Here is a 13,818-nt window from a genome sequence, read left to right on the forward strand (position 1 = left end):
GCTATTGCCCCAGCCGTTCCAGCAGATCCGGAACGTGGACCTGATCGGATTTGTAGTTGCCGGTCAGCATATACATCATGATGTTGACGCCGGTTCTGAAGGCATATTCTCGCTGCATATCGTCCTGCGGCACCGTTGGCAGCAGCGGTGTGCCGTTGTCGTCGACAGCCCAGGCTCCAGCAAAATCGTTGCCGGTGATGATGATCGGTGTCACGCCGTCCGATGTGGCTGCCTGCTTGGTACCGGTGTCTGCGCGGTTGTCCTGATGGGATTCGATCCACAGCGGGCTGCCGGTGTAGCGCCCCGGAAAACTCGACAGCAGATAAAAGGATTTCGTCAGCACGTGCTTGGCGGGAACCGGCTCGAGCGGCGGTATGTCGAGATTGGCAAGGATCGCCTGCAGCCGTTCGCCGTTCGGGCCGGGAGCCGAATTGTCGCCGACGGAACTCAATGCATCGCGCGTGTCGAACAGCACCGTGCCGCCGGCGCGCATGTAGGCGTCGATGCGGTTCATCGTGGCAGTGCTGGGCATCGGTGCAGTCGAGGTCACCGGCCAGTAGAGCACGGGGAAGAGCGCCAGTTCGTCCTTGGCGGGATCTACGCCGACAGGCGGTCCGGGTTCGAGCGTCGTGCGGTAGGTGAGGAAGTCGGTGAGGCCCGCAAGTCCCCGCTCGGAAATCCGATCGACTTCGTCCTCGCCGGTAACGATATAGGCCAGATGCGTCTTGTCGAGTCGTGACTGGTTGACGTCGTCGCCGGGCCTCGCATCGTCGGCGCGCATGTCGACCGGGTGCAGGAAAGCCGCCGTAGAGAACGCGATAGCGAGAATTGCGGCGGTCTTTGCGGCTGAGCGAGATAGCCCCCGGATGCCGCTGAAGGCGCCGTTCATGAACAGCACGGCAATGCTGTCGGTGAGCAGCAGAAGGAGGGCGATGGTAAACAGTACCGGCTTGGCGGACCAGGCCTGTCCGCCGATCAATCCTTCGCGCTGCACCACCATGGAAGCGGATGCGTCGAGAGGCTTCAGTTCGGCGCCCTCGGGCAGGACATTCAATGCGGTAAACCCTTCTTCCGAGCCGTAGAGACCCGGCGGGTTGTCGAAGCTTGCGAGCAGAGGCCCCTTCTTGCCGGTGTCGAGCGGCCGGGCGCTGCCGGTCTCACCGTTCAGCGCCCCCTTGGCCGTCAGAAGCCGATACGGCGGCAGCGTACCGGCGGATGATTTGGCGGAGCCATCGGCGGCAGTGACGCCGCCGGAGCGGGACATCTGCACGATACGGCGCAGCATCTCGACGAAATCGCCGGAAATCGGCAGATCCGACCACGACGCCTCGGCGCTGACATGAAACAGCACGATGCGGCCGGCGGAGACGTTTTTCTCGGTGACCAGCGGTGTTCCATCGGCAAGGCTTGCCCATGTCCGCTCGGCCAGATCTGGCGTCGGCTCGGCCAGAACCTGGCGCTTGACCAGCACATTTGACGGTTTCGGCATGCCGGCAAACGGCCCGAAAGCCGGGAAATCGGCGAGTGGTTGAGGCTCGGCCCAGGACATGGCGCCGCCCAGCGCCCGCTCACCCTGGCGCAGGATCACAGGCACCAGCGGATCGTCGGCAGGTGCTGCAGCAAGGCGCGGACCGGCGAAACGGATCAACGTCCCGCCATTGGCGATCCAGCGCTGCATCGGGGCATAGGCGTCTGCCGGCAGGCGACCGATGTCGGCCATGATGATGACAGACGGATTGCCAGCCAGCAGCTCGGTAATCGATTTTGCCAGATCGTCGGCCTCCGGATTGACGAGGTCGGCGAAAGGCGAAAGTGCCTTCTGGATATAGTAGAGCGGCGAAAGCAGCGGCTGGAACTCGTCGACGGCCTGGCCGGAGAGCAGAGCAACGCGGCGACGCTTGAAGCCGTCGTCGAGGAGATGAACCGAGCCTGCGGTCGTGTGTCCATCGATGCTGACCCGGGCAAAGTCGTTGCGCATCTCGAAGGGCGCGGTGATCGTGCCCGATGCGACCGATTGGCCAGCGGTAAAGGCGAGCTTGCCGGCAGCGATCGGGCGCCCCTGGGCGTCCTGCGCGCTGAGCGTGAAACCGGCGGGGCCGGCGCTATCGAGGCGGCTCGCGGTAACGGTCATGGCGTCGGCGGCGTTGGCGGCTCTGGTCAGCACGATGGCTTCGCTGGCATCGCCCTCCAGCAGGCGGAGGTCTGCAGGAGCGAGGGACGCTAGCTGCTGAACAGTATCGTCCTTGTCGGCGGCAGCAATTCCATCGGACAGGAAAACGAGGGTACCGGGATGGGCGCCAGCGAGAGCCGACTTCAGGGACTGCACGGCGCGTGGGCGATCCGGTACCAGCGGCATAGGGGCGGCGGCATGTAATTTGTCGCGCGCTGCCATCGCGGTGCCGGGGATCGCATCGTTGGTCTGGTTGGCGGTGAAGGCGATGACGACGGGCGTCTCGCTGGCATCGGCATCGCCGATCAGCGCGTCGGCGGTCTGCACGCGGCGATCCCAATCGGCAGCGCTCGCCCAGCTGTTGTCGATCAGCAGAACCAGAGGTCCCGCCTTGGACAAGGTGTTGGTGCGCGGATTGAAGACGGGATCGGCGATTGCAAGGATCACGGCTGCCGCCATCAGCATACGCAGCAGCGTCAGCCACCACGGGCTGTTGGCCGGGGTTTCCTCTCGTCTGAGCACCTTGGCCAGAATCTTCAGGGGCGGAAAGACCTCCGTCTGCGGGCGCGGCGGCGTCATGCGCAGCAGCCACCATATCGCCGGCAGGGCGATCAGAGCTGCCAGCATCGCCGGATAGGCAAAGCCCAGCGCGCTCACAACTGACCACCATGGGTGGCTCTGGTCGGCATGCCGGACAGGTAGGTGTGCACGGCGACAAGCGCCTCGGAGGCGAGGTGGTCGGTGCGGTGGGTGACGAAGGTCCAGCCGAGGTGGCGCAGCGTCTCTCCGAGGCTGTCGCGACGCGCCAGGTAGGCACGCTGGTAATCCTCGCGAATGGTCTCGGCGCGGCCGGCCACCAGCTTTTCGCCGGTTTCCGGATCGGTGAACTCGGTGCGGCCGCTATAGGGAAAGGTTTCCTCGGCAGGGTCGGCGATCTCGACCACATGGCCGCGCAATCCGCGCCGGGCAAGTGGGCCGAGACGGGCCATGATGCTATCGGCATCGTCGAGGAAATCGCCGATCAGCACGACGTCGCTCCAGCCGCGGATCATCGCCGTCTGCGGCAGCCCACCGCCCAGCGGCGCGTGCATCAGTGCCGTCGCCAGTCGTTCGGCAGCGTTGCGGGCGGAAATCGGTTCCATGATGCCGGGGCAGCCGATGCGCTCGCCGGAGCGGGCGAGGATTTCGGCCAATGCCAGCATGACGACCAGCGCCCGGCTTTCCTTGGAGACATGACCGAGCGACGACCTGAACATCATCGACGGCGACATGTCGGCCCAGAGCCATATGGTGTGCGCCGCTTCCCATTCATGGTCACGGATATAGGTATGGTCATCGCGGGCCGAGCGCCGCCAGTCGATGCGCGACAGGCTCTCGCCATCGCTGTAGGGGCGGAACTGCCAGAAATTCTCGCCGATGCCGCGCTTGCGGCGGCCGTGCCAGCCGGCAATCACGGTGTTGGCGATGCGTTTCGCCTCGACCAGGCAATCGGGGACGAGAGCTGCCCGTTGCCGGGCGCGGGAAAGGGCATCACTGCCGGATGTCGGATTGACGATCTGTCCGATGGATGCCACGCGGCGCTCTCTCCCTAGGTCCTGGCCTGCTTGACCAAGTCGGAAATGACGTCGCGCACTGACATGCCTTCGGCGCGGGCGACGAATGTCAGCGCCATGCGGTGCTGCAGGATCGGTTCGGCGAGCGCGTGTACATCGTCCAGCGATGGTGCGAGGCGACCCTGGTATAGAGCACGGGCGCGGGTGCAGAGCATCATCGCCTGGCCGGCGCGCGGGCCCGGTCCCCAGGCGACGTGCTTGTCTGTCGTGGCGTTGCCCTGGCCCGGTCGGGCGGAGCGGACCAGCGACAGGATGGCATCGACGACGCTGTCGCTGATCGGCATCTGGCGGATCAGCTTCTGGATTTCGGACAGCCTGCCGGCATCGATGGCAGCACTGGCCTTGGCTTCCGACATGCCGGTCGTGTCGAGCAGGATGCGGCGCTCGTCGGCGAGTTCCGGATAGCCGACGTCGACCTGCAGCAAAAACCGGTCTAGCTGGGCTTCCGGCAGCGGATAGGTGCCTTCCTGCTCCAGCGGGTTCTGGGTGGCAAGCACGTGGAAAGGCGCCGGCAGGTCGTAGCGCTGGCCGGCGATGGTGACGTGGTATTCCTGCATCGCCTGCAGCAGCGCCGACTGGGTGCGGGGCGAGGCGCGGTTGATTTCGTCGGCCATCAGCAACTGTGCGAAGATAGGGCCCTTGAGAAAGCGGAATGAACGGCGACCGGTGTCGTCCTGGTCCATCACTTCCGAGCCCAGAATGTCCGATGGCATCAGGTCAGGGGTAAACTGTACGCGGCTGGCTCCCAGCCCGAGGACGTCGCCGAGCGTCGTCACCAGCTTGGTCTTGGCGAGGCCGGGAACGCCGACCAGCAGCGCGTGACCGCCGGCCAGAACCGCGAGCACAGTCTTCTCGACGACGCTTTCTTGGCCGAAAATGACCTTCGATACCTGGTCGCGAATTGCGGCGATATCGGCAAGCGCACGCTCTGCAGACGCAATCATGGCCTTGTCGTCGAGGCTAGCCTCTGTCGAATTGATCATGCCCATGTGCATCTCCGGCGGCTGAAAGACGGGTTTGTCGATTCGCAGTTCATACAGATTTGCCCCATACTCAAGAGAATTTATCCCTCACAACAATGCTGACAAGCGCGTCCCGAATGACTATCTCGTGTGACAGCAAGAACTAGCGACGAACCGGGACGGAACAATGGCAGCCGAGGAAATCAGCGCGACGACCGACGCGGCAGGCCTGGCTGCCCTGATTTCGCGCGCCGCCGGAGATGCCGGAGACCACACCAAGGGGCCGCCACCGGTCGACAAGTGGAACCCGCCCTTCTGCGGCGATCTCGACATGGAAATCCGCAGCGACGGTACCTGGTTCTACATGGGGACGCCGATCGGCCGTGCGCCGCTGGTGCGATTGTTCTCGACGGTGTTGCGCAAAGACGAGGACGGTAAGACCTATCTCGTGACGCCTGTGGAAAAAGTCGGCATCCGCGTCGTCGATGCGCCGTTTCTGGCGGTCGAGATGACCATGACGCAGGTTGACGGCCATCCGCTACTGACATTCCGGACGAACGTTGGGGACGTCGTGGAGGCAGGCGAGGCCCATCCGTTGCGCTTTGTCGTGCATGGCGACAACAACGAACTCAAGCCCTATCTGCATGTGCGCGGTCGGCTGGAGGCGCTGGTGTCACGGGCCGTCATGTACGATCTGGCGGCTCTCGGCGAAACGCTCGACATCGACGGCGTCGCGATGTTCTGCGTCCGCTCCGGCGGCGCGACTTTCCCGATCATGCCGGCGCTGACGCTGAATGCCCTGGCAGATGAGTGAGTTTCCGCTTTATTCGGCAGCCGAATTCCGCCGCCGCGCGCTCAACCAGACGGGTAACCCCGTCGAGCTTGCCTGGCGTGAGCACGGCGATCACCTTCTCAACCGCGAGAGAATTCTCGACGTCGAGGGGATGACGCTGCGCGACGCCGCGGTGCTGGTGCCGGTCATCGACGAGGGAGACGACGCACGGGTCATCTTCACGCAGCGCACGACAAATCTGCGCAAGCACTCCGGCCAGATCGCCTTTCCGGGGGGCGCCATAGATCCGGAAGATGCGTCGCCGGAGGCTGCCGCGATGCGCGAGGCTGAGGAGGAGATCGGGCTTGCCAATCTGTTCGTCGAACCTGTGGCCCGCCTGCCGCATTATCTGGCTGCGACCGGGTTCCGCATCACGCCGATCCTGGCGGTCGTCAAGCCGGGTTTCGAGCTGACGCTAAGCCCGACCGAGGTCGAGGATGCTTTCGAAGTGCCGCTGTCGTTTCTGATGGACCCGACGCACCATATGCGCGACAGCATGGAGTGGAAGGGCAGCGAGCGTCATTTCTACCGCATGCCCTACGGTCAATGGATGATCTGGGGCATTACCGCCGGGATCGTCCGGACATTGTACGAGAGGCTTTACGCATGACGACTGTTGCCGGAGAGACGTGGTTTGCGGATGCGGCGCTCGGACAGGTTCTGGCGCTGCTGAACAGCGACGGCGGTGAGGCGCGCATCGTTGGCGGGGCAGTCCGCAACAGCCTGATGGGGCTCGATGTCGCCGACATCGACGTCGCGACGACGCTGCTGCCCGACGCGGTCGTCGCCCGTGCCAAGGCGGCCGGCATTAAGGCCGTACCGACCGGCATCGCGCATGGCACAGTGACGTTGGTGATCGATGGCAAGCCGTTCGAGGTAACGACGTTGCGCCGCGACGTCGACACCGACGGGCGTCATGCCGAGGTGGCTTTCAGCACGGATTGGCAGGCGGATGCCGAACGCCGCGACCTGACGATCAATGCGCTCTATGCAACGGCTAGCGGCGAGGTCATCGATCTCGTTGGCGGCCTCGCGGACATAGAGACCAAGACCATTCGGTTCATCGGCGAGCCGGCGACGCGGATCGCCGAGGATCATTTGCGCATATTGCGCTTTTTCCGGTTCTTTGCCTTCTATGGCACCGGTCGGCCCGATGCTGCGGGCCTCAGGGCCTGTGCCGGCGCGCGCGCCACACTGGGATCGCTGTCGGCCGAGCGCATCTGGTCGGAAATGAAGAAGTTGCTGGGAGCACCCGATCCGGGGCGTGCGCTGCTTTGGATGCGGCAGATCAGCGTGCTCACCGATATCCTGCCGGAAACGGAGAAGTGGGGCATCGACGCCATCCCGGCGCTTGTTTCCACCGAACGGGCGCTTGGCTGGTCGCCGGATCCATTGCTGCGGCTTGCTTCCATCGTGCCGCCGGATGCCGACAGGCTGGCAAAGCTCGCGATCCGGTTGCGCCTGTCGAAGGCAGAGGCGGCGAGGCTTGCCGCATGGGCCGCCGCACCCGTCATCGACGACGAGATGTCCGATACAACATTTCAAAGGTTGCTGTACCGCCATGGAGCGGAGGGTATCCGTACCAGGCTGAAGCTCGCGCTTGCGGTGGCACGGGGCAAGGCGGAGGGCGACTTTGCCGAGATGGCACGCACAGCGCGTATCGGCAAGCTGCTGGATCGCACAGACGGCTGGCAGAAGCCGGTCTTTCCTATTAGCGGAGCCGATGCGCTGAAGGCAGGCATTGCTGCCGGCCCGCGTGTGGGCGAGGTGCTGGGCGATCTTGAACGCCACTGGATCGAAGAGAATTTCACGACCGACAAGGCGACCCTGCTGTCGCGGCTGCGGGAAATGGTGTGATTTTTAGGGCAGCTTCCGCCTCATCGCGGAAGCTGCGCCCGATATGCGTCGTGAAGCCCGCTCCGCCTATTCAGGCATTGCCCAGGCTTTGAAAAGCTCCGACGTCTGGTGGACATGGGCGACGGAGCGCCTGGCGATGCGGTCCTGCGGAATACGGGATACATCGTTGGCCGGCCGGCCTTTCAGTTGCATCTTCACCTGCTCGATGAAGCAGGATAAAGGTAGATCGGAGCCGCTTCGGATGCGCTGGTCCTCCGCCAGCCTCCTGATAAAATCAGGAGTATCCATCGCACTCGCTGTGGTCGGGGTAGGGGCTGCACTGCTCTTCGTAGACATGACAATCCTCCTCTGACTGTACCATGTTCAAGTTAAAGTAGTAGCAACGCGTTACTTTGTAAGACCCTCACGTTTTGTTGACATCAGGGCCAACGAACCACGGGCGGCAGGGACGACAGGATAGACTCTACATTGCCGCCGGTCTTCAGGCCGAAGATCGTGCCGCGGTCGTACAGAAGATTGAACTCGACATAGCGTCCGCGGCGAATCAATTGTTCGTCCCGGTCCTGCTCTGTCCACAGCTTGTTGAAGTTCGACCTTACAATCCGCGGGTAGACCATCGAAAATGCCCGTCCGACATCACGCGTGAAGGCAAAGTCGGCCTCCCAGCCGCCGTCCTCCTCGCTCGAATGAAGCCAGTCGTAGAAAATCCCGCCGATGCCGCGTGATTCGTTTCTGTGCTTCAGAAAGAAATATTCTTCGCACCAGGCCTTATAGCGCGGATAGTCTGCAACCTTATGACGGCCGCAGGCGATCTCCATGGCACGATGGAAAAGCTGGCTGTCTGGGTCTTCCTGTGTTCGTCTGCTATCAAGGACGGGCGTCAAATCAGCGCCGCCGCCGAACCAGCGGCTGGTCGTGACCACCATGCGGGTGTTCATGTGCACGGCCGGCACGTTGGGATTGACGGGATGGGCGATGAGCGAGATGCCGGAGGCCCAGAAGCGCGGATCCTCATTGGCACCAGGGATCTGGCTGCGAAAATCGGGGGCAAACTCGCCGTGCACGGTAGAGGTGTGGACGCCGACCTTCTCGAAAACGCGGCCTTCCATCATCGACATCCTGCCGCCGCCGCCATCGCTTTCGCGCTGCCAATCCTTGGCAACGAAGCGGCCCGGTTCCTGGTCGGCCAGCGGGCCGGTCAACTCGTCTTCCAGCGCCTCGAATTCCGTGCAGATCGTGTCGCGCAGGCTTTCGAACCAGCCGCGCGCAGCAAGCTTCTTTTCCTCGATGTCGTCAGGCAATCCGGTTGGAAGCTGTGGTCTTTCCATAAGTATCTCCGGCGCCATGTGTGCAGCGGCCACGACTCGCACGGCCTTCAAAATCGGTTTTTGCATAACAGCAAAGCAAGGTGGCAGCCAGCATCCCCCGCTTGAACACCGGCATAATCGACTCGCAAAATGAACCGTCTGGTATTATCTTGGGCACAAAGGCAAGGTTTATCATGAAGATTACGGGATCGCCGCCCCTTGATGGGCTCAAGCGCCAGATCGACCGCCACCGCCGCAGCAAGCTTGCAGGCGGCAAGGGAGATTTCGTGCGCGAAACCTATTGCCTCAGCCGCCCCGACGCGCGCGAAAAAGCCCGCCAATGGTTCGACGATTTTCCGAAGGCCGCCTATTGGACGGAAGTCGAAAGCTGGCGACAGGTCGAAGGCGACCGCATCGAATTCACCATGCGCCGCCTGCCGACCGCAGACTGATCGCTTTTTTGCGCCGGCGTTTGAAGCTCATTCGTTAGCAACCGATTTCCAGGCTCATCCCGCTAGCTATCACTCAGCTGCGTTCAGCAAGCGGCTTTCGATCAGCAGGCCGCTCTCATCGAGGATGGGGTGGGCGACGGAGACGATGTGCGCATTGATCCGCTTGAGGTCGCGCAGCATGTCCAGATGCAGCGAACTGGTCTGCAGGCTGTCCATTCGACCGTCACGCAGCCGGGCGATATGGCGATCCGAAGACTGCTTCTCGAGCCGGCGAACATCGACCTTCACTTCCATCATCTGGCGGGCGAGATTGAAATCGCGCGTCACGAGGATCGTCTGGGCTACCCTCAGATTGTCGATGGTCATGGTGAACAAGCGCTGCAGCTCGGCAAATCCGTCGTCGGAAAAGGCGAGGCCGTGGCCGATCTTCTTTGCTACCTGCTCCGAAAGGCCTTTCTCGATGATATCGCCGATATGTTCGAGATTGATGGCGTAGTCGATGATGACGATCGAACGGCGGCTGGTTTCCTCGTCGAGCCCGCCACGGCCTAGCCTGGAGAGGTAGACCTTGACCTCCTGGTGCAGCCGGTCGACGCGCTTTTCCAGCAGCGGGATTTCCTTCAACGATGCCAGGTCGTTGTTATCGAATGCGGTCTGCGTGCGGATCAACATGCGTTCGATGAGATCACCGACGGCCAGAACTTCGCGGGTTGCACTGGCGACGGCAACCACAGGGGTCCCGAGAGCCTGTTCGTCGAGGAACCTCGGGCTGTCATCGGTCGCGGCATCGGCGGGCACCAGCCGCAGCATCAGCCTTGAAATCAGGGGAGAAAACGGCCAGGCGAGGGCGGCAAGCGCGATGTTGAACATGAGATGCGCGTCGACGGGCAGTTTTGCGGGCACAAAGCCGAGGCCTTGTAGAAGGGCGCCAGCGTGGCCGGCCAATGGCATGGCAATGGCGCAGCCGATGGCGCGCACGATGAGGTTGCCAAGCGTCACGCGGCGGGCGGTTGCGGGACCGGACATGGTCGCGACGACGGGCGGAATGGCGCCACCAAGGTTGGCGCCGAGCACCAGGACAATGGAGAGAGCGGGCGACAGGATGCCGGTGGAGGCGAGCGACAGGATCAGCACGACAACGGCAAGGCTGGACGACGAGATGAAGGCGAGGGCGGCCGAGAAAATCAACGCGACCGGCAGGGCGCCGTCGAGCAGGCCGATGAAGGCGGCAAGCGCCTGGGATTCGCGGATCGGTGCCGTTGCCATGCTCAGTAGTTGCAGCGACAGCAGCATCAGGCCGATGCCAATTAGCGCCGTGCCTGCGCCCTGCTGATTGCTCGACGAGCGGCGGTAAAGGACGATGCCGATCAGTATGATCAGCGGCGACAGCCATTCGATGCCGGTTGCGACGATCCATGCGGTCACGGCGGTGCCGACATTGGCGCCGAGCAGCACGATCTGTGCCATGGACGGGATCACCAGGTCACGTTCGACGAAAGATGCGACCATTAGCGCGGTCGCGGTCGAACTCTGCAGCGCGATCGTCGCGACGAAGCCGGAGACGAAGGAACGGCCGCTGCTGCGTGTCCCGGTCGCCAGCCCGGTCCGCAGGCGGGCACCGAAAGCGCGGGTGACGCCGTCCTTTACCTGCGACAGGCCGAACAGCAGCAACGCCACTGCGCCGAACAGGTTGATCATGACCGTGGTTGAGTCCATTTTTCGCGGGATTTCCTTCTCATGCCGTAGGCTTCCGGCATCGACCGGAGACTGAAAAGGCACGTAATTTCAGCGTTGGAGAGAGCCGTACCCGGCAAAATTTGCTCGTCGGCTAACTATTATATGGACAAAACCTGCTGTAAATCAACGCTTGTAGCGACAACTGGGGGTCAAATTTGCGTCACTGATGGTCGAGTGCCGTCAGCCCCAGCGTGTCTGGCGCAACGCCTCGCCCGCGATCATTGCTGCCGACATTGCGACGTTGATGGACCGCTGGCCCTCTACCATCGGGATGAGGATGCGACCATCGGCTCCCTCGTGGACCGCATCCGGAACGCCGGCGCTTTCCCGACCGAACAGCAGGATGTCGTCGGAGCGGAAGACGAAATCGGTGTAGCGGTCCGCGGCCTTCGTCGAGGCAAGGATCAGGCGGCGCCCGGTGCCGCGTCGCCACGCCTCGAAATGCGTCCAGCTGATGTGACGGGTCAGGGAGACCGCGGCGAGATAGTCCATGCCGGCGCGCTTGAGGTTGCGGTCGGAGATGTCGAAGCCGGCGGGCTCGATGATGTCGACGGCAAGATCGAGACAGGCGGCAAGCCGCAGGATCGTGCCGGTGTTGCCGGCGATATCCGGCTGGTAGAGAGCGATGTGCAGGGCGGTCATGGCTCCTCGACTATCCGATCGGCAGCAAAACCCGCAACTGAAATGTGCTTTCATCAACGTCTGTGATGCGTCCCATCGCAAGTTCTGCGTGTTCGGACCTCCTTTGGGGCTTTTGCAGACGTCGCTTTTGCGATAAAAGACGCCTTGTTCACAACGCAAACCAGCAGGAGGCGCTAATGGATCGATTTTTGGCTGTTCGTCTCCCGGTGCGTACGCCGGTGTCTCATCCGGTCGTCTCCGTCAGGATCTGACGACTTTCTCCCTTTTTGAACCATTGCGCGGCTGATACGGCCTCGTTCTTTCCGCGACCGCTCCCATATGACGCTGCGAAACCATTGGACGCAGCGGCGGGATGCGGCTTCGACGTTTCTGGAGCATTTCATGTTTGGCTGGTTTGAACGGCGTCTGAACCCATTCCCGATCGAGGAACCCAGTGTTCCGCCGCACGGGCTATTTGCTTTCTGTTGGCACTACACAAAGCCTGCAGCCCCCTGGCTTGCCGCCATGGGCGTCCTGACGATGCTGATAGCCATCGGCGAGGTCACGCTTTTCCGGTTTCTTGGCCAGATCGTCGACTGGCTGTCGCATGCCGACAAGGCGACCTTCCTGCAGACGGAAGGCGCGACGCTGTTCTGGATGGCGGCGATGGTGCTCGTCGGCCTGCCGGTCGCAGCCGTGCTGGACTCCATCATCATGCACCAGGTGTTGCTCGGCAACTATCCGATGATCGCCAGGTGGCAGATGCACCGCTTCCTGCTGCGCCACAGCATGACGTTCTTTGCCAACGAGTTTGCCGGACGCGTTTCCACCAAGGTGATGCAGACGTCACTTGCCGTGCGCGAAACGGTGATGAAGCTGCTCGACGTATTCGTCTATGTCGTCACATACATCATTACGATGATCGTCATCGTCGGAACGGCGGACTGGCGGCTCCTGCTGCCGCTGCTGGTCTGGCTGGCGATCTATATCGGGATCGTCAGCTTTTTCGTGCCCAAGCTGCGCAAGATTGCCGCGACGCAGGCCGACGCGCGCTCGACGATGACCGGTCGGGTGGTCGACAGCTACACTAACATCGCGACCGTGAAGCTGTTCTCCCATGCCGGCCGCGAGGAATCCTATGCCAAGGCGGGCATGGATCTGTTCCTGCAGACGGTTTACGGGCAGATGCGCTACGTCAGCCTTTTCCAGGCGTCGGTCTACATCAACAACTGCGTGGCGCTCTTCGTCATCTCGGCGATTTCCATCTGGTTCTGGCTGAACGGCGCCATCGAGGTCGGCTCGATTGCAATTGCCATCGGTCTGGCGATGCGCGTCAACGGCATGTCGCAGTGGATCATGTGGGAAGTCTCGGCGCTGTTCGAGAACATCGGCACGGTCTATGACGGCATGGAGATGATGACAAAGAAGCACGACATCATTGACCGTCCGTCAGCGCCAACGCTGGTGGCGCAGAAGGGGGCGATCCGTTTCGATCATATCCGCTTTCATTACGGCAAGGCGAAGGGTGTGATCGAGGATCTGACGCTGGATATCCACGCTGGCGAGAAGATCGGCCTTGTCGGGCGCTCCGGCGCCGGCAAGACGACGCTCATGAACCTGCTGCTGCGCTTCTACGAACTGGAGTCCGGGAAGATCACCATCGACGGGCAGGATATCGCCGGGGTGACGCAGGAGAGCCTGCGTGCGCTGATCGGCGTGGTGACGCAGGATACGTCGCTGCTGCATCGCTCCATCCGCGATAACATCGCCTACGGTCGCCCAGATGCCACCGACGCCGAGATCATCGAGGCGACCAAGCGTGCCAATGCATGGGAGTTCATCGAGAACCTCGTCGACTTGAACGGCCGCAAGGGTCTGGATGCACAGGTCGGCGAGCGTGGAGTCAAGCTCTCCGGCGGCCAGCGGCAGAGGGTGGCGATTGCCCGGGTGTTCCTCAAGGATGCACCGATCCTGATCCTCGACGAGGCAACCTCGGCGCTCGATTCCGAAGTCGAGGCGGCCATCCAGGAGAACCTGTTCGCGCTGATGCAGGGCAAGACGGTCATCGCCATCGCCCACCGGCTGTCGACGCTGACGGAGATGGATCGGGTCGTCGTTCTCGACAAGGGCAAGCTGATCGAGACCGGCAGCCACGCCGACCTGATCACCCGGGGCGGCATCTACGCCGATCTCTGGAACCGCCAGTCCGGCGGCTTCCTTGCCGACCATTCGACGGAAGCGGCTGCGGAATAGGCGCGGTAACGACA

At 62.7% G+C, this 13,818-nt stretch carries 12 protein-coding genes; 5 read left to right on the plus strand and 7 right to left on the minus strand.

Going from position 1 to position 13,818, the window contains the following annotated elements; translation table 11 throughout:
• Position 1: 1 nt before the first annotated feature.
• Genes J5278_RS07325 through J5278_RS07335 form a run of 3 tightly spaced genes read right to left on the minus strand, consistent with a single transcriptional unit; the run spans position 2 to position 4,772 of the window.
• Positions 2-2,827, minus strand: a complete 2,826-nt coding sequence (locus tag J5278_RS07325) for a DUF4159 domain-containing protein (RefSeq protein WP_209184341.1) — start codon at positions 2,825-2,827, stop codon at positions 2-4.
• Positions 2,824-3,744: a DUF58 domain-containing protein gene (locus J5278_RS07330; RefSeq protein WP_111222677.1), complete on the minus strand. Its 921-nt coding sequence runs from the start codon at positions 3,742-3,744 to the stop codon at positions 2,824-2,826. The genes J5278_RS07325 and J5278_RS07330 overlap by 4 nt, the downstream gene beginning before the upstream one ends.
• Positions 3,745-3,758: 14 nt before the next feature.
• A complete protein-coding gene (locus J5278_RS07335; protein ID WP_209184340.1) occupies positions 3,759-4,772 on the minus strand; it encodes a MoxR family ATPase in 1,014 nt (337 codons plus the stop codon).
• A gap of 160 nt (positions 4,773-4,932) precedes the next feature.
• Between J5278_RS07335 and J5278_RS07340 the strand changes: the two genes are divergently transcribed.
• Genes J5278_RS07340 through J5278_RS07350 form a run of 3 tightly spaced genes read left to right on the plus strand, consistent with a single transcriptional unit; the run spans position 4,933 to position 7,434 of the window.
• Complete coding sequence (locus J5278_RS07340) at positions 4,933-5,559, plus strand: DUF1285 domain-containing protein (RefSeq protein WP_209184339.1); 627 nt, start codon at positions 4,933-4,935, stop codon at positions 5,557-5,559.
• On the plus strand, positions 5,552-6,187 hold the full coding sequence (locus tag J5278_RS07345; protein ID WP_142823357.1) for a CoA pyrophosphatase: 636 nt from the start codon (positions 5,552-5,554) through the stop codon (positions 6,185-6,187). The genes J5278_RS07340 and J5278_RS07345 overlap by 8 nt, the downstream gene beginning before the upstream one ends.
• Positions 6,184-7,434: a CCA tRNA nucleotidyltransferase gene (locus tag J5278_RS07350; protein ID WP_209184338.1), complete on the plus strand. Its 1,251-nt coding sequence runs from the start codon at positions 6,184-6,186 to the stop codon at positions 7,432-7,434. Before J5278_RS07345 ends, J5278_RS07350 begins: the two co-directional genes overlap by 4 nt.
• 66 nt (positions 7,435-7,500) lie before the next feature.
• On the opposite strand, the gene J5278_RS07355 is transcribed toward J5278_RS07350, so the two are convergent.
• Positions 7,501-7,770, minus strand: coding sequence for a hypothetical protein (locus J5278_RS07355; protein ID WP_209184337.1), 270 nt, complete (start codon positions 7,768-7,770; stop codon positions 7,501-7,503).
• A gap of 83 nt (positions 7,771-7,853) precedes the next feature.
• Positions 7,854-8,762, minus strand: coding sequence for an oxygen-dependent coproporphyrinogen oxidase (hemF, locus tag J5278_RS07360; protein WP_209184336.1), 909 nt, complete (start codon positions 8,760-8,762; stop codon positions 7,854-7,856).
• A 173-nt stretch (positions 8,763-8,935) separates the two neighbouring features.
• On the opposite strand from hemF, the gene J5278_RS07365 reads away from it, so the two are divergent.
• Positions 8,936-9,193, plus strand: coding sequence for a hypothetical protein (locus tag J5278_RS07365; protein WP_142823354.1), 258 nt, complete (start codon positions 8,936-8,938; stop codon positions 9,191-9,193).
• Positions 9,194-9,262: 69 nt separating this feature from the next.
• Here J5278_RS07365 and J5278_RS07370 read toward each other — a convergent pair whose 3' ends face one another.
• Positions 9,263-10,909 carry a Na/Pi cotransporter family protein gene (locus J5278_RS07370; protein WP_209184335.1) on the minus strand — a complete coding sequence of 549 codons (1,647 nt, stop codon included), beginning with the start codon at positions 10,907-10,909 and terminating at the stop codon, positions 9,263-9,265.
• A gap of 201 nt (positions 10,910-11,110) precedes the next feature.
• A complete protein-coding gene (locus J5278_RS07375) occupies positions 11,111-11,572 on the minus strand; it encodes a tRNA (cytidine(34)-2'-O)-methyltransferase (protein ID WP_209184334.1) in 462 nt (153 codons plus the stop codon).
• Between the two features lie 381 nt (positions 11,573-11,953).
• Here J5278_RS07375 and J5278_RS07380 point away from each other — a divergent pair, with 381 nt between their 5' ends.
• Positions 11,954-13,804: an ABC transporter ATP-binding protein gene (locus J5278_RS07380; RefSeq protein ID WP_209184333.1), complete on the plus strand. Its 1,851-nt coding sequence runs from the start codon at positions 11,954-11,956 to the stop codon at positions 13,802-13,804.
• The last annotated feature ends 14 nt before the right edge of the window (positions 13,805-13,818 follow it).

Source organism: Rhizobium sp. B21/90, assembly GCF_019355815.1.
Taxonomy (GTDB): domain Bacteria; phylum Pseudomonadota; class Alphaproteobacteria; order Rhizobiales; family Rhizobiaceae; genus Rhizobium; species Rhizobium rhododendri.